Annotated in this window: 25 protein-coding genes; 7 read left to right on the top strand and 18 right to left on the bottom strand. The window is 38.8% G+C overall.

The features are described from left to right. The first annotated feature begins 78 nt into the window (after positions 1-78). Positions 79-1152 carry an FUSC family protein gene (locus H0184_RS22835; protein WP_221828757.1) on the top strand — a complete coding sequence of 358 codons (1074 nt, stop codon included), beginning with the start codon at positions 79-81 and terminating at the stop codon, positions 1150-1152. A 370-nt stretch (positions 1153-1522) separates the two neighbouring features. On the opposite strand, the gene H0184_RS22830 is transcribed toward H0184_RS22835, so the two are convergent. From H0184_RS22830 to fabL, 5 genes are all read right to left on the bottom strand, one after another. Continuing rightward, the gene (locus H0184_RS22830; RefSeq protein WP_221828755.1) at positions 1523-3298 is read right to left on the bottom strand and encodes an ABC transporter ATP-binding protein; all 1776 of its coding nucleotides are present in this window, start codon (positions 3296-3298) and stop codon (positions 1523-1525) included. Positions 3299-3437: 139 nt separating this feature from the next. After that, positions 3438-3968 carry a nucleoside tri-diphosphate phosphatase gene (ntdP, locus tag H0184_RS22825; protein WP_063254541.1) on the bottom strand — a complete coding sequence of 177 codons (531 nt, stop codon included), beginning with the start codon at positions 3966-3968 and terminating at the stop codon, positions 3438-3440. 195 nt (positions 3969-4163) lie between these two features. After that, positions 4164-4421: a YgaB family protein gene (locus H0184_RS22820; RefSeq protein ID WP_221828754.1), complete on the bottom strand. Its 258-nt coding sequence runs from the start codon at positions 4419-4421 to the stop codon at positions 4164-4166. Positions 4422-4582: 161 nt separating this feature from the next. Continuing rightward, positions 4583-4894, bottom strand: coding sequence for a gamma-type small acid-soluble spore protein (locus H0184_RS22815; protein ID WP_221828814.1), 312 nt, complete (start codon positions 4892-4894; stop codon positions 4583-4585). Between the two features lie 76 nt (positions 4895-4970). Then, positions 4971-5720, bottom strand: coding sequence for an enoyl-[acyl-carrier-protein] reductase FabL (fabL, locus tag H0184_RS22810; protein ID WP_221828752.1), 750 nt, complete (start codon positions 5718-5720; stop codon positions 4971-4973). Between the two features lie 113 nt (positions 5721-5833). Between fabL and H0184_RS22805 the strand changes: the two genes are divergently transcribed. Further along, positions 5834-6058, top strand: coding sequence for a hypothetical protein (locus tag H0184_RS22805; RefSeq protein ID WP_221828750.1), 225 nt, complete (start codon positions 5834-5836; stop codon positions 6056-6058). Between the two features lie 20 nt (positions 6059-6078). On the opposite strand, the gene mutY is transcribed toward H0184_RS22805, so the two are convergent. Then, on the bottom strand, positions 6079-7173 hold the full coding sequence (gene mutY / locus H0184_RS22800) for an A/G-specific adenine glycosylase (RefSeq protein ID WP_221828748.1): 1095 nt from the start codon (positions 7171-7173) through the stop codon (positions 6079-6081). A 276-nt stretch (positions 7174-7449) separates the two neighbouring features. Between mutY and H0184_RS22795 the strand changes: the two genes are divergently transcribed. Continuing rightward, entirely contained in the window at positions 7450-8430 is a 981-nt protein-coding gene (locus H0184_RS22795) for a metal-dependent hydrolase (RefSeq protein WP_221828746.1), read from the top strand. A gap of 33 nt (positions 8431-8463) precedes the next feature. Here H0184_RS22795 and H0184_RS22790 read toward each other — a convergent pair whose 3' ends face one another. Next, positions 8464-8733 carry a YfhJ family protein gene (locus H0184_RS22790; RefSeq protein ID WP_221828744.1) on the bottom strand — a complete coding sequence of 90 codons (270 nt, stop codon included), beginning with the start codon at positions 8731-8733 and terminating at the stop codon, positions 8464-8466. A 141-nt stretch (positions 8734-8874) separates the two neighbouring features. Here H0184_RS22790 and H0184_RS22785 point away from each other — a divergent pair, with 141 nt between their 5' ends. After that, positions 8875-9048, top strand: coding sequence for a small, acid-soluble spore protein K (locus H0184_RS22785; RefSeq protein ID WP_179161444.1), 174 nt, complete (start codon positions 8875-8877; stop codon positions 9046-9048). A 58-nt stretch (positions 9049-9106) separates the two neighbouring features. On the opposite strand, the gene H0184_RS22780 is transcribed toward H0184_RS22785, so the two are convergent. Then, the gene (locus H0184_RS22780) at positions 9107-9430 is read right to left on the bottom strand and encodes a YfhH family protein (RefSeq protein ID WP_221828742.1); all 324 of its coding nucleotides are present in this window, start codon (positions 9428-9430) and stop codon (positions 9107-9109) included. An 83-nt stretch (positions 9431-9513) separates the two neighbouring features. On the opposite strand from H0184_RS22780, the gene H0184_RS22775 reads away from it, so the two are divergent. Further along, positions 9514-10191 (top strand): SDR family NAD(P)-dependent oxidoreductase, encoded by a 678-nt coding sequence (locus H0184_RS22775; protein ID WP_221828740.1) that lies wholly within the window; start codon positions 9514-9516, stop codon positions 10189-10191. 10 nt (positions 10192-10201) lie between these two features. Here the strand turns inward: H0184_RS22775 and recX are convergent, their stop codons facing one another. After that, positions 10202-11011: a recombination regulator RecX gene (recX, locus tag H0184_RS22770; RefSeq protein WP_221828738.1), complete on the bottom strand. Its 810-nt coding sequence runs from the start codon at positions 11009-11011 to the stop codon at positions 10202-10204. Between the two features lie 141 nt (positions 11012-11152). Here recX and H0184_RS22765 point away from each other — a divergent pair, with 141 nt between their 5' ends. After that, positions 11153-11287 (top strand): YfhE family protein, encoded by a 135-nt coding sequence (locus H0184_RS22765; RefSeq protein WP_221828736.1) that lies wholly within the window; start codon positions 11153-11155, stop codon positions 11285-11287. Positions 11288-11381: 94 nt separating this feature from the next. Further along, positions 11382-11570, top strand: a complete 189-nt coding sequence (locus tag H0184_RS22760; protein ID WP_090760423.1) for a YfhD family protein — start codon at positions 11382-11384, stop codon at positions 11568-11570. A 459-nt stretch (positions 11571-12029) separates the two neighbouring features. Here the strand turns inward: H0184_RS22760 and H0184_RS22755 are convergent, their stop codons facing one another. From H0184_RS22755 to H0184_RS22715, 9 genes are all read right to left on the bottom strand, one after another. Continuing rightward, positions 12030-12698 carry a GNAT family N-acetyltransferase gene (locus tag H0184_RS22755; protein ID WP_221828734.1) on the bottom strand — a complete coding sequence of 223 codons (669 nt, stop codon included), beginning with the start codon at positions 12696-12698 and terminating at the stop codon, positions 12030-12032. Positions 12699-12711: 13 nt separating this feature from the next. After that, the gene (locus H0184_RS22750; protein ID WP_260631731.1) at positions 12712-13380 is read right to left on the bottom strand and encodes a GNAT family N-acetyltransferase; all 669 of its coding nucleotides are present in this window, start codon (positions 13378-13380) and stop codon (positions 12712-12714) included. 20 nt (positions 13381-13400) lie between these two features. Further along, entirely contained in the window at positions 13401-14261 is an 861-nt protein-coding gene (locus H0184_RS22745; protein WP_221828731.1) for a carbon-nitrogen hydrolase family protein, read from the bottom strand. A gap of 199 nt (positions 14262-14460) precedes the next feature. Further along, positions 14461-14661, bottom strand: a complete 201-nt coding sequence (locus tag H0184_RS22740; protein ID WP_221828729.1) for a hypothetical protein — start codon at positions 14659-14661, stop codon at positions 14461-14463. A 214-nt stretch (positions 14662-14875) separates the two neighbouring features. Next, positions 14876-16252: an argininosuccinate lyase gene (argH, locus tag H0184_RS22735; protein ID WP_221828728.1), complete on the bottom strand. Its 1377-nt coding sequence runs from the start codon at positions 16250-16252 to the stop codon at positions 14876-14878. Positions 16253-16312: 60 nt separating this feature from the next. Beyond that, entirely contained in the window at positions 16313-17524 is a 1212-nt protein-coding gene (locus H0184_RS22730; protein WP_221828726.1) for an argininosuccinate synthase, read from the bottom strand. 77 nt (positions 17525-17601) lie between these two features. Continuing rightward, positions 17602-18579 carry an ornithine carbamoyltransferase gene (gene argF / locus H0184_RS22725; RefSeq protein ID WP_221828724.1) on the bottom strand — a complete coding sequence of 326 codons (978 nt, stop codon included), beginning with the start codon at positions 18577-18579 and terminating at the stop codon, positions 17602-17604. Then, on the bottom strand, positions 18563-21799 hold the full coding sequence (gene carB / locus H0184_RS22720; RefSeq protein ID WP_221828721.1) for a carbamoyl-phosphate synthase (glutamine-hydrolyzing) large subunit: 3237 nt from the start codon (positions 21797-21799) through the stop codon (positions 18563-18565). The genes argF and carB overlap by 17 nt, the downstream gene beginning before the upstream one ends. After that, positions 21786-22862, bottom strand: coding sequence for a carbamoyl phosphate synthase small subunit (locus H0184_RS22715; RefSeq protein WP_221828812.1), 1077 nt, complete (start codon positions 22860-22862; stop codon positions 21786-21788). The genes carB and H0184_RS22715 overlap by 14 nt, the downstream gene beginning before the upstream one ends. Positions 22863-22867 lie beyond the last annotated feature (5 nt).

Genomic DNA, 22867 nt, shown 5'->3' with positions numbered 1-22867 from the left:
ATCCATGTATAGTACGTAAATGTTCATTATGAAGTAAACTAAGAACAACCACTTAAATTTGAAAGGAAATTATTTAGAATGAAGTTAGGTGCCCGCATTTTTAAAACGGGAATTGCAATTGTTTTATCCCTTTATTTAGCACAGCTGCTGCACTCACCCTCTCCTGTATTGGCAGGTATTGCTGCAATCTTTGCGATTCAGCCAACCATTTATCGTTCTTATTTAACGATTGTTGAACAAATACAAGGAAATTTAATTGGTGCAATTCTTGCTGTCATTTTTGTTCTTCTACTAGGAAATCATATTATCATCATTGGTTTAGCCGCTGTGATTGTTATAATCATTAATCTTAAACTAAAAATTGAAAATACAATCGGACTTTCTCTTGTCACGCTCATTTCAATCATGGAAACCCCTGGCACTGATTTTATTCCGTTTGCCGGAATTCGCTTCTCAACCATTATGATTGGGGTCTTTTCTGCATTCGTGGTAAACCTTGTTTTCCTGCCGCCAAAATATGAAAATAAGCTATATTTTAAGATTTCAGGAACAACAGAGGAAATTATCCGCTGGATACGATTAAGTACTCGGCATGACTTCGACCACAATCTGTTGAAGACCGATATTGAAAAATTAAAAGATAATTTAATAAAAATCAGTCAGTTTTATTTAATGTATAAAGAAGAAAGAAGCTATTTTAAAAAGAATAGTTTTGAAAAGTCTAGAAAGCTTGTGATTTTCAGACAGATGACATCCACTGCCAAAAGAGCGCTTGATACATTAAAGAAACTCCATAGATTTGAAAATGAAATGCTTCATCTTCCTGAAAATTTTCAACAATCCATACAGGAACAGCTCGATAGTGTCATTTACCACCATGAGCAGTTAATGCTTAGATTTATTGGAAAAGTACCTACTCCTTTAGATAACGAGGCAGGTAACTGTATTAATAAGAAGGAACTATTTGACCTGTTTTTGGCCCATCAAAAGCTCTTCAGCGATCAAGACGATCCCCATTTATATCATACCATGCAGATTATTTCTTCCATCATTGATTACGGGGAACAGGTAGAACATTTAGATACCTTAATAACAAGCTTTCAGTCTTTTCATCATAATGAGGTATCGATTGAGCAGAAAGAAATCGAATAAAAAGCTCTACGCAGCTTTTACTCGTTTTCTTATGAAATATAATTTGGACAATAAGGCAGCAAATTCGCTGCCTTTTTTGCTTAATAGCTTATAAGAAGTATTGTTCCCTTGTCCCAGCTTTCTCGCCTTACTAGGGAACGATTCTTCTAGTATTGTTCCCTTGTCCCTCCTTTTTCGCCCTACAAGGGAACGATTCTCCTAGTATTGTTCCCTTGTCCCTCCTTTCTCGCCCTACGAGGGAACGATTCTCCTAGTATTGTTCCCTTGTCCCTCCTTTCTCGCCCTACAAGGGAACGATTCTCCTAGTATCATTCCATTCCATAAAAAAAAGACGTATGTTATTTCATACGTCATTTTTTTATGCTCTTTTCTAAGCTTGCAGCGGTGTTTTTTCTTCATGCTGTTCAAGCTGCTGTACTTGAAATAGTTTATAATAATTGCCCTGTTTCGCCATTAATTCTTCATGTTTGCCCACTTCAACAATGTTACCGTGTTCAATTAAGACGATTCGATCTGCATGCGTGATGGTGGATAAACGATGGGCTACCACAAATGTTGTCCGATCCTTCGCCAGCTTATCAAGTGCCTCTTTGATAAGGTGTTCACTCTCTAAATCAAGAGCAGAGGTTGCCTCATCTAATATTAAAATTGGAGGGTTTCGTAAAAATACACGGGCAATAGCCACTCTTTGCTTTTGGCCGCCTGAAAGCTTTACGCCTCTTTCTCCAACCTTCGTATCATAACCATTTGCCAGATTCTCGATAAAATCGTGCGCATTGGCCGCCTTCGCAGCTTGATAAACCTCTTCATCACTTGCACCAGGTTTTCCTAATAAAATATTGTTCTTAACTGAGTCACTAAATAAGATATTGTCCTGGAAGACTACTCCAATTTTGTCTCGTAATGACTGAACATTGAAATTACGGATATCTACTCCATCTAGGAGAATTTTCCCCTCCGTAACATCATAGAAACGAGGGATCAGTGAGACAAGTGTCGACTTGCCTCCTCCGCTCATCCCAACGAGGGCAATTGTTTCCCCTTTTTTTACATCAAGATTGATGTTTTTCAGTATCATTTCCTCAGATTCATTGTATGTAAATTGAACATGATCAAAAGTAATGTCACCCTTCACATCCTTGCACTGTACGGCATTAGGAGCATCGACAATATCATATTTTTCATCAAGGAATTCAAATACCCTGTCCATCGAAGCAAATGACTGTGTCAGGGTTGTGGAAGAATTCACAAGCCTTCTTAATGGGTTGTACAATTTATCAATATAAGCAAAGAACGCAATCATAGTTCCCAGCGTCAAACTCCCTTGGATAACCAAGTACGCTGAGTAGCCAATCACCAGCAGCGGTGCAATATCGGTAATCGTATTAACAGCTGCAAACGCCTTCGCATTCCAGCTCGTGTGCTCTAAAGCCTTATCTAAAAAGTTCTTATTCTGTTTATCAAACTGCTTTTGTTCAAAAGCTTCTATCGCAAAGCTTTTAATCACTGGCATTCCTTGCACCCGTTCATGTAAATAGCTTTGTACCTCTGCAAGTGCCTGTGACCGGGAACGGGTAAGTTTACGTAGATTACCAAAAAAGTACTTGATAGAAATCGCATAAAGCGGGAATAGCAATATGGATACAAAAGTAAGACTGACATTCATGTAAAACATAATAATGATTGCAATAATAATCGTTGCTATATCAAGCCAAAGATTCATTAAACCAGTTATTACAAATGTCTTTGTTTGTTCCACATCATTAATGACACGAGAAATAACTTCTCCTGAACGTGTATTAGCATAATATTTAAAGCTCAATTTTTGTATATGTGAATACATTTTATCTCGTATATCATATAAAATTTTACTTGAAGTCCATTGAGCAAAATATTGGCGGTAATACTCAATAGGCGGTCTTACTACGACAAAAACCACAATCATTACACCCATAATAATCAGTAATTTATTTATTTTCTCATCATTCGTTAGACTACCCGCTCCTATGATATCATCCACTACATATTTAATGAGCATTGGTATCAAAAGCGGAATGCCAAATTTAATAACTCCAATAATGATTGTCCCAATAATTTGGACTCGATATGGTTTTACAAACTGAAGGTACCTGCGTACGCTGCTCAAAGGTAGCTCCCCTTCCTTGTACAATTTACAACGAATATCTCTGCTAGAGTCCTCTCAACACAGGAAAGATGATGAAGATAACTACGATGGCGTTTGTAGGTATCTTCATCATCTTTCCTAGGCGATAAAACATTTTCCATTAACGTCGGTATGTTAAATAACGCTCATACCAGATATCAATAAAATCAGGTGCAAATGGTCCTTTGCGCTGGCGAATCCATTGAATGAGCTTATCAACATTTCTTTTCAAAATTTGGTCAATTACTTCGGGATATTTCATCTCGCGACGGTGGCGTTCATACTCATCCTCATCTAACAAATTAAACGTCATATCAGGGAATACCTTAATATCAAGGTCATAATCAATATATTTAACCGCTTCACCATCAAAAATAAATGGTGAGCTAAGATTACAATAGTAATAAATACCATCTTCACGAATCATTCCAATAATATTAAACCAATATTGTGAATGAAAATAACAAATCGCTGGTTCTCTTGTAATCCATGTTCTTCCATCTGATTCCGTTACAATTGTGCGGTCATTTCCGCCAATTACCAGATTTTGCGATCCCTTTAATACGGTCGTTTCCTCCCAGACGCGATGGATGTGCCCATTGTGTTTATAGCTATGTATTTGTATTGGTTCACCTTCGATGGGTACGCCCATGTTCTCCCCTTCTTCCTTCCTAAAAGCTTTGTAACCGATCTTCTGTGTGCAAATAACGACAAATGGCAACAAAGTTTATTTACTATTTCTTATTATTATAACGGTTGAATAAGGAATTTAAAACAAAAGAGCCATTGATTTCAATGACTCTTTGAAAAAAATTGCATATTTTTCATTCATTTTTCGATTTTCGACCTATAATGAAGGCTCTAGATCAGTTTCACGATAGGATTGAATGACTTCCTCCGTCTGTCTTTCAAATATAGCTTGAATCTCTTTTAACTCTTTTTTCATTTGATTAATATCAAATTGGACACTCTCTAACTCCGTTTCATTCTGCAAAGCCAGTAGTTGTTCTTCAATCTCTTGACAACGTTCAAGCTCTCCTTGAAGGTATAGTAATTTTTCCATTGTCATCATCTGCTCAGATACTAAACGGTTAAAATGATCCATATACCACACCGCCTTATATTTACTTCCTAATATGTATTCTTTAACAAACTGAATTTTCCTTTGACTACTTATGTAGACTTGAGAGAAGTTTTGTCGATAATTATTTTACCGCACTAAGAAGGCACCCTTCGAATTAAGGGTGCCTTCTGCTTCATTACTTATTAGCTTTGGCCGAATTGACCTGAATTTCCTTGGCCTTTATTAGCTTGAGATTGCTGATTTTGTTTTCTAACTTCAGCAGCATCTGTTTGGCTAGCGAATTCTTGGCCAAATTGACCAGCAGAACCTTGACCGCTTTGAGATTGCTGATTCTGTCTTCTTACTTCTGCAGCATCTGTTTGGCTAGCGAATTCAGTTCCGAATTGACCAGCAGAACCTTGACCGCCTTGAGATTGTGCATTTTGTTGTCTAACTTCTTGGATGTTAGTTCCAGCAGAAGTTTTGTTTGGTTGTTGGTTGAAGTTGTTTGCCATTGTAATCACCTCCACAAAAATTAAGATACCCAGGAGGTGTGGAGACTATCCAAAAAAATTTCAAAAAAATTTCAGCCTAAACCAATAAAGAAATACCGCCATCTACAATAATGGTTTGACCTCTAATCATGCTGGATTCCTCACCTAAGAGGAACATAATACAATTAACCATGTCCTCAATTTCCACCATTCGTCCCGCAGGAGTTTTCTCTTTTGCTTCCTGAAGAAGCTCCTCACGGTTTGGAAAATGAGTTAACGCTTCCGTATCCACAGCCCCGCCAGAAACGGCATTTACAACAATATTTTTAGGAGCCAGCTCAACTGCTAAATACCTGGTTAAGGCTTCTAAAGCTGCCTTTGATACACCGACTACCGTGTAATTTTCTAAATAACGAATGGAACCTAGAGAACTGATACTGACAATCTTACCGCCGCCATTTTTCTCCATTAATTTCGCAGCTTCCTGAGCACAGAATAATAAAGCTTTACTGTTAATATTTAATGTCCAATCCCAGTGATTTTCTTCTAACTCCATAATTGGGCGTTGTACACCAGAAGCTGCATTATTAACAAAGATATCCAGCCTGCCGAATTCTTCGTCAATTTGTTGAAACATAGCTTTAATTTTACTAACATCCCCTACATTTGCTTTTACCACTAGAACTTTTCTGCCTAGAGCTTCAATTTCCTCCGCTACCTTCAGTGCAGAACTTTTACTTCTAGCATAATTAATGACAATATCATATCCTTCTTGTGCTAGTCGTAAGGCTGTGGCTTTCCCTATTCCTCTGCTGCTTCCTGTAATAAGTGCTACTTTCTGTGTCATATACTCGTTTCCCTTCTTAATCATGTTTTGTAATCATTTTAAACTTTTCATGCATAGATGACAATTGAATACAAAACCTATGTCTATTAATCAAATGAGAAAGGAAGAAGATTATGTATGTAGGACGGGATATGACAGAGCTTTCTATGGTCTCTAAAACTGATTGGAGGGACAGCGAGCTAGCCTTCTTTCACCACTCATTACAGCAAATAGCACCATACCTAAACAGTGAGGGCGTAACCATTCATCGTGAAATCATTGAGGAAATTGAAAATCGCGGCGGAATCAAGCGTCAAGAAGCAGATTATACACATGGTACCAAAGTGAGTTACGATTAATAAAAAGAGAACGCCTAATTTTAGGCGTTCTCTTTATACAACTTAAGGATTTTATGGAATGAAACTGGAAAGGCGTACTCTTCCATTTCTTGCAGCGTAAGAAACTTCCATTCTGTCCCTTCCGGAAAATTAGAGTTAATGGTTCCTGTATATACGCGTATGTTCCAAATTAAATGGGAAAAAATGTGTTCTATTTGACCAATACTTTTTTCTAGCTTAATATTCATATCAAATGATTCATTAAATAAATCTGTAATTTGTGACCGGTCCATTAAAACTGGTTGATGCATTTCAACATTTGGGAATTCCCATAGGTTTGCTAAAAGGCCAGTCTCCGGGCGTTTATGGATTAAGATCCTGCCTTTTTCATCCTTTACAACAACAGCTGCTAAATCAACACTTTTTTGTGAGTTCTTTTTTGACTTAATTGGAAGTTCTGACTCTACTCCCTCATGAAAGCCTTGGCAATGATCACGTACTGGACAAAGTAGGCAAGAAGGTGATGTTGGGGTACAAATTAATGCACCGAGTTCCATTAATGCTTGATTAAAGGCAGAAGGATCATCATGGGAGATTAACTCTCTCACTGCTTTTTCAAATATCTTTCTTGTCGATGGCTTAGCAATATCCTCCCAAATCGAAAGGATTCTAGATAACACCCTCATCACGTTTCCATCTACTGCTGGCTCAGGTATCCCATAAGCAATACTTAAAATGGCACCAGCCGTGTAAGGACCTACTCCTTTAAGGTTTGAAATGTCTTTTGGAGTATTGGGTACTTGGCCATTATATTTCTCATTTACTTCCTTTACAGCTGAATGTAAATTTCTCACTCGCGAATAATAACCTAGTCCTTCCCATGCTTTTAGAACTTTATCTTCATTGGCACTCGCCAGATCATTTATTGTTGGAAACCATTCGATAAATCGATTAAAATAAGGAATAACCGTATCAACTCTGGTTTGCTGAAGCATGATTTCGGAAACCCATACCTTATATGGGTCCTGGTCTTTCCTCCATGGCAAATCACGTTGTTCATCTTTAAACCAGGATATTAAATCTTCTTGAAAACTTTTTATTGAGATCTTTTCTATATTTTTCAACTCATTTTCCATTACAAAAATGCCTCCAGCCTGTTAAACAAAAAGAAATAAGGGAATATAATAATAAGCATTTTTTAACGATAAGCCATATTAATGATTTTGACAAGATAAAAGAAAAGCGGAAGCGCCTTGACCAGGGAAAAAAGCAGTTCATTTTTTCCCAGGGGCGACAGGCATAAGACGAGCCGGCGGGAAGGTTGTTTTTTAACCTTTCTGACGGATTGGCTTATGACCCCGAGCCCCTAGGCCGCTTGCGCTAGACATTTTATTAAAGGAGGATTTTTCCTTTTGGATACTGGAACTCATGTTGTAATGGGAATTGCTCTTGGTGGTCTTGCGACTCTTGATCCTGTGGTAGCAAGCAGCTCTGTAACAGCAACAAGTGTATTAATCGCTACAATTGCCGGCTCACAAATACCTGATATTGATACCGTTTTAAAGTTAAGAAATAATGCCATATATATTCGTAATCATCGAGGTGTTACCCACTCTATTCCAGCAGTATTTTTATGGCCGCTTATTCTGACAGCAGTGATTTTTCCGTTTTTTCCGAACGCTAATCTTCTCCACCTCTGGGGATGGACGTTTGCAGCGGTGTTTATCCATGTGTTTGTAGACATCTTTAATGCCTATGGTACTCAGGCTCTAAGACCCTTCACCTCTAAATGGGTTGCATTAGGGGTAATTAATACCTTTGATCCCATTATTTTTGGGATTCACATTGTAGCCATTATTATATGGGTTTTTGGCGCTGATCCTGGTTATACCTTTTTAGCGATGTTTTTCGTATTGTTTGGGTATTACCTTCTCCGCTTTTATGCACAAGGTAAAGTAAAGGCTGAGGTTAAAAAAATAATACCAGACGCAACAGATATTATTATTGCACCAACGATGAAGTTTCATCTTTGGAGAATTGCAGCCATGAATGAAGGTGAGTTCTTTGTTGGCAAGGCTGTTGGCACGGATATTGAAATATTAGACCGCTTTAAACGGGTTCCAGTACCAAATACACCTGTGCTAGAAGCTGCCAAAAAGGATAGCAATCTTGCGGCATTTCTTTCCTTCTCTCCTGTGTACCGGTGGGAGTTAGATGAGTATGATGATCACTATGAAGTTCGATTTATTGATTTGAGATATCGAAGCAATGGTCATTATCCATTCGTTGCCGTGGTACAGTTAGATTTAGAGTTAAATCCGATTAGTTCCTACACCGGCTGGGTGTTTAGTGAACAGAAATTAAGGAAAAAACTTAGTATTATCCCCAGTTAATGTTAAAGGCGAGTGACTTATAGTCGCTCGCCTTTAATTTAACTTATTTTTGTCTTGAATAAGAAAATCCTTATATTTTGGATTTTTGGCAACAAAGTCATGGAGTCTCCCGCCATAATTCTCAATCCATTGTCTAACAATTCTTTCTGTCATTTCACTGCCAAGATAATCTCTTCCTGCCTTTGCAGCGGTGGTTTCAAAGTCTTCCCACATTAACTCTACCCAAGTTCGTGCTTGATTGTAGGAGAGTGAGTCGTTTTTTTCTAACAAAAGCTGGGCTAATCTTTCATGATAATCGTTCATACATTCACCTCATTGCCAATTTCTTTTTAACATAACCTAAACCTAAATATCGGATACTATTATCACGTGGTAAGCACTGGTGTGAAGACACTTTGCTTTTCACGGTGTTTCTCATTCCCTTTGATGGAGGTACTAAACATGGTGAGAAATAAAGCAAGGAATTTTCCAAATCAAAATAACAACAAGCTAGAGGGAGAGCCCCGAGCAAAAGCAGAATATGCTTCAAGACGGGCTGACGGCACCATTAATACCCATCCGCAGGAGCGTATGCGTGCTTCTGGTGAACGTGAAAACGACACTCCTGAGTATTTCTAATATTTAGGAGAGCTAACTTAGATGAACCAGAGATTTTACTCTCTGGTTTATCTTTATTCTATTTTAACCCCTTTAACATCGATATCGGCAAGGCTTCTTCTTTACCATCACCCTTTAAACGATATCCCCATGCGAATACACCATTTAGGTAGTCAATTTTAAAATATTCACCTGGGTCCCCTTCAAGCTCATAAATTTCACCAGGTTTAAAGGCAGAAGGATCTAATAAATAGGCTCGGGCCATCGCTGCTTTTCTTTCAAGTACAGCATATTCATTGACCATTCCCATTTGCTCTGCTTTTCTCCCCTTTTCTAGCAACTGGGCAATTTCCTGCTTTAATTCATGCTCAGTCATCGTACTATATCGTTTCTCCTGCTGCATAGCTTCCACTCCCATTTTCGTTTTTCCTCTTATTTTAGTATAGTTATTTTTATATAAATAATAAAGGACGAAGGAGAGATTTAGTGAAAACCATCATTGTAACTGGGGCTGGTTCTGGATTAGGAAAGGAATTAGCATTGTTATTTTCAAAACAAGGATATTATGTTTTATTGACAGGGAGAACTGTAGATAAGCTTTCAACAGTGAAAAAGATAATTGAAGAAACAGGCGGTGCTGCTGACGTTTTTGAGCTTGATGTTCAAAAGGAATCCGATATTTCAAGAAAAATTGGCGAAATAAGCAAAACACACCATATAAGTGGTCTAGTTAACAATGCAGGTGTTGGTCATTTCGGGCCTTTTTTAAACATCCAAGAGAGCGAGATAAAAGAAATGCTCCATACTAATGTACTAGGAACGATATTAATGACAAAAGCTGTATTGCCCATGCTGCAAGAACAGGGTGAAGGTCTGGTGATGAATATCATTTCTACTGCTGGGTTAAGAGCGAAAGTAAATGAATCCGTTTATGTCGCTAGTAAATTTGCTGTAAGGGGCTTTACAGAGAGCCTTCAAAAAGAGTTCGAAAATAGCAGGGTTAGGATTAAGGCTGTTTATATGGGGGGCATGGATACACCGTTTTGGGATGGAAGCAATCACATAACTGACTATTCCCGCTTCCGTTCACCAAAAGAAGTTGCACAAATAATAATGAACCAACTCGACCAAGAGGAGATTATTATTGAAAGTAAAAAATCATGACGTTGTTAAGTCATGATTTTTCGGCTTCCTCTAAGTATTTTTCAATCAGGTCCATTGAAAATCCTTTACGAAAAAGTGCCTGTTTCATCTTTTGCGTGTATTCAAAGCCAGTAAATTTACTATATTTCCGATGTGTTTTTTCACCTTGATACCGGATGGCTTCCATTTCATCATCTAGTTCCTTATCTGTATCAGCTTCAGTCAGCGCCAGAAGAATCACATCGAAAGAGTAACCTTTCCTTAAGAGGAATTGCTCTGCTTTTTGTTTAACGATTCGCTGGGATTCCTTTGAATTTTTTTTGATTACCTTTTCAGCTACTTTGATTGCTTTTTCCACTTGATTTTCAAAAGGGTACTCGGCAATAGCATGTTTAATGATACCCTCATTGATTCCTCTCTCTCTTAATTCCATGCGTATTAAGTCTGGGCCTTTATCCGTCGTATTCATTTGAGTCCTTACATAGGAAAGAGCATATTCCTCATCATTTATGTATTTTTGCGCCGCCAATTTATGAATTACTTCATTAATAATAGGTTGTTCTATTTCCTTTTCAAGAAGATAGTCCCTTATCTCTTTTTCGGATCTCATTCTTCTTGCCAAATAATTAATGGCGCGATTATAAGCCTTCCTAATATCGTCCTGAAATTGTATCTCTAAAATGGAAAATTCATCAATCTCCATGCCTTTTCTTAACTCAAACCGAATCAGTACAGCGCTATCGACACTAAAAGCGTATTCCTCGCCTTTACCATAATCCATAAAAATATTATAGCGATCTTTATTTTTCTGCTGAGTGGTGATTTTAGTAATAACAGCCACATCGTTCACCTCAAACTTACTTTACCATATTTTTTAATCAATTGAGTATCATTCCATTCCGAATAGGTAAAAATGGAGAAGTGCTTAATTTTTCCCATAAGGTTTTAACGATTAACAAAAATGTTGAAAGGAATGAGCAAAATGGGTGGAAAAAAGAAAAAAGATTTAGGCAGAGGAAAATACACGTTAACTAGTACACAAGAGGTCTTATATCAGCGGGAGTTTAAATTAGCAGACCGTGCAGGCGGATTTCACGACAGTAAAACAAAACTTTAAATTTTTCCATTAATGGACCCCTTTCAATTTGTAAAAGCTAATATAGGGAACATTTTTAAGTTCCTTATTGCTAAAATTGAAAGGGGTTTTTGTAATGGGTCGAGCGCAGGGACATAAAACTCGTGATAAAAACAAAGGATCACTTCCACAGGTACCAAAAAACATGAAATCCGATGGAAATGACGTGGAGTATTCTGCAGAATTTGCGGACCATGCAGATCTCGAGGCAATGGCACGAGCAAATGCAGCGAATCAGCGCGTTACAAACAAACGCAGGAAATAAATAACCCTTTTAACCAGCAGGCAGCATTCTTTTGCTGCAAAAAAGAAGAAGCAGGATAGTCCTGCTTCTTTTAAAAATTTTTAGAGGGGGAAAAATCAATCAATCAGCGTGCCCTATAGAGAGATTTCTGCCATTAGGCAATAGGACCCGGTAAAACCTTTACTAGGTGATTGTGAATAGAATCACTATCTCCTTTACACCTTCACTATACTCCCCCTTACCAGCAATATCAATGGATTTCACAGTTTTTTAACATATTAACGTTAGAAATATGGAAAGTATGTGAACTTAATAAGGTGTTAATATTAGAAACCAATTCCTTATGTATACCAACTATTCATTCACCTGTGTATAATGTGCATAAGTACGCAGAGTATCTATACTATAGGATTTTAGATGTGGATATATCTGTGGGTAACTAACAAAGGAGTCTGTAACACAGACTCCCGATTAATAATATTAAAGTGGCAATAAGGAGATGTTTTCTTTTTTCCTCAAGGTTTCAATCATATTAAGCCATTCCAGAGGTTTATTGGAAAGAATGGAGTAATAGGCAGTGAGAAAATCTGCTACAAGTGCAGCTGATATAGAATCTAGCTCATCGTTCATAGGCATGAAACAAAAATCCAGCCCTTTTACAGCTTCTCCATTATTCTCCCAAGAAGGATGTACATAATCCAAATCAATTCTCTTATAACCTAAATGTGATAGAACTTCACGGCGCACATAAGGATCCATAACTTTCACCCCGCCAAACTCATGACCCACTCTGTAAGGGTCATAGATTTCGGCAAACATGCCGAAAAGCTCTTTGCCGTTATCCACAGCCAGCTGCTGTAGGTCCTTTAAACGATTCTGCGCTAGAAACCTCCCTAGGCCAAGACCGGGTCTGCTAATAATGGTGAAATCCGTCATCGCAATATTCCAATCAGGATAATAGCGATATTCCGTTGCCCCAACAACTTCTTCTCCATTTACAGCAACAAACACCCGAATACCCGGGTCTTCTAGAGGTTCCTTCCATAATTCATACGCCAATACTTCCTCTGGCGGGAAAATATCCTTCATTAAGTCATGAAGTTTTTTAAAGTTCGGATCTGTGATACTTGTTATACGTAAATATTCCATGTGCTAACTCTCCCTATTCTTTAATAAATGGATTTTTCCACTCCATTAAGGCAGCATAATGACATGATTCTTCATCATCCAGGTAATTTTCTACAATACCCCTTGGCACTCTTCCGCAGCGAAGCAAGAATGTTATAACAGGGTCCTTTATATCCCCTTTTAAAACTTTATCTAAGTACTGTTCTGGTGTCATGGTATCAGCACTTTTATGATACCCAGGCATTCTGCCGCCGCCTAGCAGCCTTACAAGTTCTTTCTGAATCACAACATGGTACATTGCCTGCATCATGAGTTTTCCAAGACCAAGCTTTCGGAACCTTGGGCGTACACTGATATCCACGATATAGAGTGTATCCCCACTAGGGTCATGGTTCTTAATATATCCATGATCGGTTATTTCTTCCCATGAATGATTGATATGATTTGGATCAAAATTGACAATTAGACCTGTTAAGGAACCTGCTAGCGTCCCGTCCACTTCGATACAAATTGCCCCTTCTTGAAAAAGCTTAACATGATTTGTTAATTGCTCTTTATTCCACCATAATTCAGATGGGAATGGGGGCGGAAAACATTCAGACTGGATTTGAATGAGCTCATCAAAATCCTCTTGAGTGTAATTACGAATAGTCACTGGAATTGGCTTTTCTTGGTCAAAAACAAAGAATTCACTATGATACAAGGCAGCTCCACCCTTTGTCATTATTTTTCCCAATCGTGATATAAATCTGTTCTGCGGTCACGCCAGGTGGTAACCGATCCACGCTCTCTTACTTCATATAATAATTCCAGATCAAGGTCCGCTGTAACGATCATATCGTTGTTTAATTCTCCCTCCACAAGGATACCTTTGGGCGGGAATGGAATGTCATTTGGCGTTATGATGACTGCCTGACCAAAATTAGCTCGCATAAAATCAACAGTTGGCAAAGCACCTACAGTACCGGTTAACACCACATATACCTGGTTTTCAACGGCACGTGCATGACTTGTGTACCGAACGCGATGGAATCCGTGGCGGTCGTCTGTACATGAAGGACAGAAAATAATATCTGCTCCTTTCGCTTTTGCCATGCGGACGATTTCAGGGAACTCAATGTCATAGCAGGTAAGCAAAGCAATTTTTCCTTTTTCTGTTTCAAAAATTTGAAAACTGTCCCCTTTCTCCATGTTCCACTCGTTCACTTCTGTAGGGGTAATATGAAGCTTAGCCTGCTCGCCAATCCTTCCATCTGGGTAAAATAAATGCGCAGTATTATAAAGCTTGCCGCCCTTTTCAATGACGTGCGTACCAGCAATGATATGCATGTTGGTTTGTTTGGCAAAGTTCGAAAACAATTCTCTATATTGGTCTGTGAAGCCTGGCAGGTCATTGATAGTCAGACTCTGGCCCTTTCCATTTCCAATCGATAGCAGCTGTGTGGTAAAGAACTCAGGGAATAGGACAAACTCTGCGCCAAATTCCTCAGCCGTTTTTATATAATGCTCACATTGTGCGGCGAACTCTTCAAAGGAACTTATTGTATGTAGGTGATATTGAACAACAGACACGCGTAATTTCATTGTTATCCTCCTCCTAAAAAATCATATGAGGAAATTATCTAATATTTTTGTTAGTAATACAAATAAAAGGTAACTTGACCTTCTCTAGTTACCACTTATGAGTGACCGCTCTCTCTTTTTTTATCAGTTATCGGGCTCTCATCCTCCTTATGAGTGACCGCTCTCTCTTTTTTTATCAGTTCTCGGGCTCTCATCCTCCTTATGAGTGACCGTTCTCTCCTTTTTTATCAGTTCTCGGGCTCTCATCTTCCTTATGAGTGACCGCTCTCTCCTTTTTATCAGTTCTCGGGCTCTCATCTTCCTTATGAGTGACCGCTCTCTCCTTTTTATCAGTTATCGGGCTCTCATCTTCCTTATGAGTGACCGCTCTCTCTTTTTTTATCAGTTCTCGGGCTCTCATACTCCTTATGAGTGACCGCTCTCTCCTTTTTTTGCAGTTCTCGGGCTCTCATCTTCCTTCTGAGTGACCGTTCTCTCCTTTTTTATCGGTTCTCGGGCTCTCATCTTCCTTATGAGTGACCGATCTTTCTTTTTTTATATATTCATGGGCTCTCATCCACAGGTCTAGGGATTTAAAAACGAAAAACAAAAAACCACCCTTCGGTGGTTTTCGCTTATTTACCTAGTTTTCCCTCGCCAAGCTCGATTTGTTTTAACACCTGTTCAGGTGAGGTACCACCGAAGCTATTTCGAACGGCCACTACATGCTCTGGTGATAAAACCTCGTAAATATCCTCTTCAAATAAAGAGCTGAACTCTTGGTACTCTTCAAAGCTTAAATCAAGTAAAAACTTTTGGTTTTGAATCGCATATAATACGATTTTTCCAATGACTTCATGTGCTTCTCTAAATGGAAGACCTTTTCTAACCAAGTAGTCAGCAATATCCGTGGCATTTGAGAAGTCGTTATTAATCGCTTTTCGCATGATATCTTTGTTTACAGTCATGCTTTCAATCATTGGCGCTAACAGCATAAGGGATCCTTCAAGTGTCTCCACTGTATCGAACATTCCCTCTTTGTCCTCCTGTAAATCCTTATTGTAAGCAAGCGGCAAGCCCTTAAGGACGGTTAGTAAGCCAATCAGATTACCAAAAGTACGACCCGTTTTTCCTCTTAACAGCTCAGGAACATCTGGGTTTTTCTTCTGCGGCATAATGCTGGAACCTGTACAAAATGAGTCATCAAGCTCGACAAATTGGAACTCTTGGCTGGACCAGATCACAAGCTCCTCAGATAATCTTGAAATATGAGTCATAATGATGGAGCCAATTGATAGGAATTCTAAAATAAAATCCCTGTCACTGACTGCATCCATGCTGTTTGGATAGATTGTTTCAAAGCCCAGTATCTCGGCTACACGTTCGCGTTTGATGGGAAAAGTGGTTCCTGCTAAGGCACCCGAACCAAGCGGCAGCCAATTAACACGCTTTAAACTGTCAATCAATCTCTCTTTATCGCGTTCAAACATCCAAAAATATGCCATAACATGATGGGCAAATGAGACCGGCTGTGCACGCTGAAGATGGGTATAACCTGGGATTAACGTGTTAACATTCTCTTTTGCCTGAACTAGCAGGGAACTTTGAACGTCTTCAAGTAATTTAATTAATTCCGTTGTCTTTGTTCGCAGGTAAAGGTGCATATCGGTTGCCACTTGGTCATTACGACTGCGCCCTGTATGAAGCTTGCCTCCGACAGGACCAATCTTTTCTATCAATAATTTTTCGATATTCATATGAATATCTTCATCTTCAACTAAGAATTCAACTTCATTATTGTCAACCATCTTTTTTATTTCAAGCAGTCCTGCTTTAATTTTTTCCGCATCCTCTGATGGAATAATCCCGCATTCACCCAGCATTTGAACATGGGCCATGCTGCCGGCAATATCCTCTTTCGCAAGCTTTTGATCAAAGGAAATCGAAGCTGTAAATTCTTCAACTAACTTATTGGTTTCTTTCGTAAAACGTCCGCCCCATAATTTGGACATGGATTGCCCCTCCTCAAAAACTAACAAGTTTGCCCTCGAAAAGGTTTCGAGGGCACCCCATTATTTCGTTAATGTTTCTTTATTATTTACCTCAGAATAAACCTTTGTAGGCAGACCCCAAATTTTGATGAATCCAACAGCGGCATTATGATCAAATGCGTCACCTTTAGAGTATGTTGCCAATTCTTCATTATAAAGGCTGTTTGGCGACTTACGACCGACAACTGTATGGTTTCCTTTATGGAGTTTTACTCGAATAGTACCGGTAACTACTTTTTGAGTTTCGTCAATAAAGGCATCAAGAGCTGGTTTTATTGGCGAATACCAAAGTCCTTCATAAATAATTTTAGCCATTTGCTGTTCTACTTGAGTTTTGAACTGAGTAACTTCACGTGTAAGAGTTAAAAACTCTAGTTCCTTGTGTGCATTAATTAAAATTAACGCTGCAGGATTTTCATACACTTCTCTTGATTTAATTCCGACTAGACGATTTTCAATATGATCAATACGGCCTACACCATGCTTGCCGCCAAGTTCGTTCAAGGTTTCAATTAATTTTACTAATGGAAGCTTTTCTCCATTTAGTGCAACTGGAACACCTTGCTCAAATTCAATTTCAAGATATTCAGCTTGATCTGGTGTTAATTCAATTGGAGCTGTCCAATCAAATGCAGCTTCAGGCGCTTCTGCCCAAGGATCTTCAAGGACTCCAGCCTCGCAGGCACGTCCCCAAATATTCGCATCAATCGAGAAAGGATTGTCTAAATTCACAGGAATTGGAATACCATTTTTCTCGGCATATTCTATTTCCTCATCACGAGTCATGCCCCATTCACGAACAGGAGCCACAACCTTTAAACTTGGGTTTAATGCTTGAATAGAGACTTCAAAACGAACCTGGTCATTCCCTTTTCCAGTACAGCCATGTGCTACTGCTGTAGCTCCTTCTTTTTCTGCCACTTCTACTAATAATTTAGAAATTAACGGACGTGAAAGAGCAGAAGATAGCGGGTATTTTCCTTCATATAAACAATTAGCCTTTAAAGCTGGCAGAATATATTCTTTTGCTAATAATTCTTTTGCATCGATCATATAAGCTTTAACAGCCCCTACATTCAATGCCTTTTGTTTAATTGCTTCTAGATCCTTACCTTCACCAACATCAAGACCTAGTGCAATAACATCATAGCCATATTTCTCTTGAATCCATTTCACTGAAACAGAAGTATCTAATCCACCTGAATAAGCTAAAACGATTTTTTCCTTTGCCATTTGTATTCTCCTCGTATCTATATGAATTAATATTCAATCAATAGAATTATTATACATAACATTCCTAATAAAATCTACTATTCTAGTAAAAGTTTTAAAATTGCTTTTTGAGCATGCAGGCGGTTTTCTGCTTCATCAAACACTACAGAGTGAGGTCCATCGATAATTTCTGCTGTTACTTCTTCTCCTCGGTGCGCTGGCAAGCAATGTAAAAAGATATAATCTGGTTTAGCGTGTTGGCAAAGTTGCGTATTTACTTGGTAGGCACTTAAATCTTTTAATCTCTTTTCTGTTTCTGCTTCTTGCCCCATACTGGTCCAAACATCTGTGACCACAATATCCGCATCTTTGATGGCATCTACCGGATTATGTGTGATGGTAATTTTGCTTCCCGTTAATTTTCCTGCTTCAATCGCCTTTTCTGTGATCTTCCCATCAGGTAAATATCCTGTTGGGCTAGCAATGCTGATATGCATACCAACCTTTGCAGCTCCTTCCATTAACGAATGAGCCATATTGTTGTTTCCGTCTCCTAAGTAGCACATCTTTAATCCTGCTAATTTACCTTTATGTTCTTGTATCGTTAATAAATCGGCCATTACTTGTGTCGGATGATGCAAATCAGTCAGACCGTTGATTACAGGGACTGTCGCATGCTCTGCCAGTTCTTTAACAGAGTCATGTGAAAACGTTCGAATCATCATACAATCGATATAACGTGATAAAACTTTTGCTGTATCTGAAATACTTTCTCCTCTTCCTAATTGAATATCCTTAGAGCTTAAGAAAATAGCATGCCCGCCTAACTGGAGCATCCCTACCTCAAAGGAAACTCTAGTACGAGTAGAAGATTTTTCGAATATCATCCCTAGAACCTTTCCGCTCAAATAAGGATGTAGTTTTCCTTGTTTTTGAAGGCTTTTCAGCGCTTTTGCTTCTTCAAGAAGGTAAAGAATCTCATCACTATGAAAGTCGGACAAGGATAAGAAATCCTTGCCTTTTAATGTTGGCTGCTGTGATACACCTTTTGCGTTCCAATTAATCACATTTGACATGTTCCACACCGCTCTCTTTGATATTGTAATATTCCGTTACAGTGCGTACCTCAGATTTAGTAAAGTTTTGAGCCTGAAGACTTACCATCGCCTCAACTGTATCTAAATGGGTAAATACCGGCACATTATAGCGGGTCGCTTGTTCACGAATGTAAAAACCAAATTTTATTTTATTTCTTCCTTGATTTGGTATATTAATGACTGCTTGAATGGTATTATTTTTGAAAAGTTCATTCACATCTTCGTTTCCTCTAATAACCTTTTCAATGGCAATGCCTTTTTCTTTAAGGAATCTTGCTGTTCCTTCGGTCGCGGCAAGCTTGTAATTTTCATTCACAAACTGCTGTAGAATCGGAAGGCTGGCTTGTTTCTCACGGTCGGAAATGGAGCAGAACAAATAGTTCTCTGTTTCATCGCTTGATGAAGGGAAGGCCTTTTCTAGAGCTTCATGGAAGGTTGCTCCTAAACCTAAAACTTCACCTGTTGATTTCATTTCCGGTCCTAAAACGTGGTCGACGCCCTTTAATTTGCTTCTTGAAAATATAGGTGACTTAACTGAATAATAATTAGGCTCTGTTAATAGACCAGTATCATTTGATAGAGAATCCAAGGATATTCCTAATTGAGCCATCACTGCCCACTCAATCATTGGAACTCCTGTAACCTTGCTCATGATTGGAACCGTCCTTGAAGAACGTGGATTTACTTCTAAGACCAGAACTTGATTTTGATAAATAACAAATTGGATATTCATTATACCGACTATTGGGGCCGATTTGGCGATCTTTTCAGCATAATCAATTAATGTTTCTTTGGTCTCTTTCGCTAATGAGATAGGTGGAAAAACACTAATACTATCCCCAGAATGTACGCCGGCCCTTTCGATATGTTCAAAGATTCCTGGGACGATTACATTCTTTCCATCACTAATGACGTCCACTTCACATTCTAAACCAGGTATATATCGATCTACTAATAATGGCCACATTTTATCCTGTGAGGAGTTTTCCTCAAGCTGAAGGATATAGTAGTTCAATTCTTCTTCTGTAAAAATAGTAAACATCGATTGCCCGCCGATGACGTAGGATGGACGTACCAATACTGGATAACCAAGTCTTGCTGCAGCTGCCAGCAATTCATCTTTATGTGAAACGGTCTCACCTACAATGTGCGGGATGTTTAGACCTTCTAGTAACTGATAAAATTCTTTCCGATCCTCGAAACGATCGACATTTTCTACTGTTGTGCCTAAAATCTTGACCCCTTCTTCTTCGAGATCATGTGCTAAATTTATCGCAGTCTGCCCGCCGAATTGGATCAACACACCTTCAACCTTCTCTTTTTCAATAACAGTAAGAACATCTTCTGCTGTTAATGGTTCAAAGTAAAGACGGTCAGCAACTGAGTAATCCGTACTAACAGTCTCAGGGTTATTGTTGATTACAACTGCCTCATAGCCCATTTTCTTTATCGCTTTTGCAGCATGGACAGAGCAGTAATCGAATTCAATTCCTTGGCCTATCCGAATGGGACCTGAACCAAGAACTAGAATCTTCCTGCTGTTTGTTTCTTCTACTTCATCCGCTCCGAGCCAGGTTGAATAGTAATAAGGAGTAATCGCATCAAATTCTGCAGAACATGTATCAACCATTTTGTAGCCTGGTTTCCAGTTCAGTTCTTTCCATTTACTTCTTATTTGCTTTTCTTCAATGCTGTATAGTTGCGAAAGTAGTTTATCAGAAATATTATGACGCTTCGCTGTTTTTAATAATGGAAGCGGTACATCGCTCCACGCATAAGATGCTAATTCCACTTCTAAACTAACGACTGAATTGATCTTATTTAAAAACCATGAATCTATCTCTGTTATCTGCTTAATTTCCTCTAGGGAAATACCTCTTCTGAATGCTTCTGCGATCATAAATAATCTTTGGTCATTTGGTCTCTCAAGCTTTTCAAATAAGACCTCATTATCTATGCTTTTATTCGCTTCCAGACAAAGGCTGAATATATTTAGTTCCATGGAACGAATTGCTTTATTTAGTGCGCCTTCAAAGGTTCGGTCAATTGCCATTACTTCACCAGTTGCCTTCATTTGTGTTCCTAATGTACGGTCGGCCTCAGGAAATTTATCAAATGGAAAGCGTGGAAGTTTTACCACAATATAATCAATCGCTGGTTCAAAGGATGCAAAGGTATTACCTGTTATTGGGTTCACAATCTCATCCAAATGATAGCCAACTGCACATTTAGCTGCCGTTCTAGCAATTGGATATCCTGTAGCCTTTGATGCTAAAGCGGAAGAACGGCTTACCCTTGGGTTTACTTCGATAATGCAATATTGGTTGGATTCTGGATTAAGCGCAAACTGGATGTTACAGCCGCCGATAATCTCTAACTCTCGTATTACCTTTAAAGAAGAGTCTCTCAGCATTTGATATTGTACATCTGTCAAGGTTTGTGATGGAGCAACTACAATAGAATCACCTGTATGAACACCTACTGGGTCCATATTTTCCATATTACAAACAATGATGCAGGTATCATTTGCGTCCCTTATCACTTCATATTCAATTTCTTTCCAGCCTTTAATGCTTCTTTCAACAAGGACCTGATGTATCGGGCTTGCTGCTAAACCTTTCTTGAGAACATTTTCAAGCTCTTCCTCATTATGTGCAAAGCCGCCGCCGTGCCCGCCAAGTGTATAGGCTGGTCGGATGATAACTGGAAAGCCTATTTCTTTGACAAACGATACGCCCTCTTCATACGTATGAATAATCGCAGATTCTGGAATAGGTTCGTCAATCTTTATCATTAAACTGCGGAACCGGTCACGGTCCTCGCCATTTTTTATCGATTCTACAGAGGTTCCTAGCAAGGCTACATTGTATTTTTGAAGAATGCCTTTTTCATAGAGTTCTACCGTTAGATTCAATCCTGTTTGACCGCCTAACGTTCCAATCACTCCATCAGGCTTTTCTTTCTGAATAATTTTTTCAATGGTTTCTACATTTAAGGGTTCGATATATACTTTATCGGCAACGGTTTCGTCCGTCATAATCGTTGCTGGGTTATTATTGATTAATACCACCTGTATTCCCTCTTCTTTAAGAGCGATACAGGCTTGTGTTCCAGCATAATCAAATTCTGCTGCCTGACCGATTACAATCGGTCCAGATCCTATTACTAATACTTTTTTAAGGTTTTTATTTAATGGCATAACGTTTATCTCCCACGGAATTTATCTGATAAACAAAATCTTCTAGAATGTAATGGGTGTCACTTGGTCCTGGGTGTGCTTCCGGGTGAAATTGAACTGTTTGAATCGGAAAGCGCCGGTGCTTTAATCCTTCAATGGATTTATCATTAACGTTACGATATGTGATCTGGAAAACCTGTGCATCGATACTTTCATCGACTACAACATACCCATGATTTTGCGCAGTAATTTTCACCTTACCTGTTGCTAGTTCCTTAACGGGATGATTGCCGCCGCGGTGTCCATAGGCAAGTTTCTCCGTCTTCGCCCCATAAGCAAGGGCTATTAACTGATGCCCCAGGCAGATACCTAGAGTAGGATAATGCTGTGTAATCTTTTTGATTTCCGGAAACCACTGTTTCAGTGCCATTGGATCTCCAGGTCCGTTACTTAATAACACCCCGTCTGGCTTTAAGGCTTTGATTTTTTCAAAAGAGGTATTAAAAGGAACGATTGTAACACAACAATTTTCATCGAGCAGTGCATTTAGGATTGATTTCTTATATCCGAAATCGATAAGGACGACGTGCGGTCCTTCATTATTAAAATATTGCATTTTTTTAGTCGAAACTTTTTCTACCCAAAATGGTATGGTTTTGTTTTCATCAAATTTCTCTTGTTTAGCCTTACTCAAATATCCTTTTACTGTCCCTCGGCTGCGAATCGTTTTGACGAGTAATCTTGTGTCTACACCTGCAATGCCTGGAACTCCTGCCTGCATTAGTTTTTCAGAAAACTTATTAATAGATTGATAATGGCTTGGTGTTTCGCATAAATCACCAATCACCACTCCTGCTAAGGAAGGGGAAATACATTCATCGTCCATTGCATTGATTCCATAGTTTCCGATAATCGGATAACAGAAAGTGATAAGCTGCCCTGCATAAGAAGGATCTGTAATGATCTCCTGATATCCAGTCATACTTGTATTAAAAACAACTTCTCCTATGGAGTCCTTGTTTGCACCTATTAGTATTCCTTCAAAAACTTCCCCGGTTTCCAAAGTAAGATATCCCTGTTCCAAAACAC

Origin of the sequence: Neobacillus niacini (assembly GCF_019749295.1) — a bacterium.
Lineage (GTDB): Bacteria > Bacillota > Bacilli > Bacillales > Cytobacillaceae > Neobacillus > Neobacillus niacini_D.
Note: the sequence above shows the minus strand (reverse complement) of the source record. Positions and strands in the feature narration are given on the sequence as shown.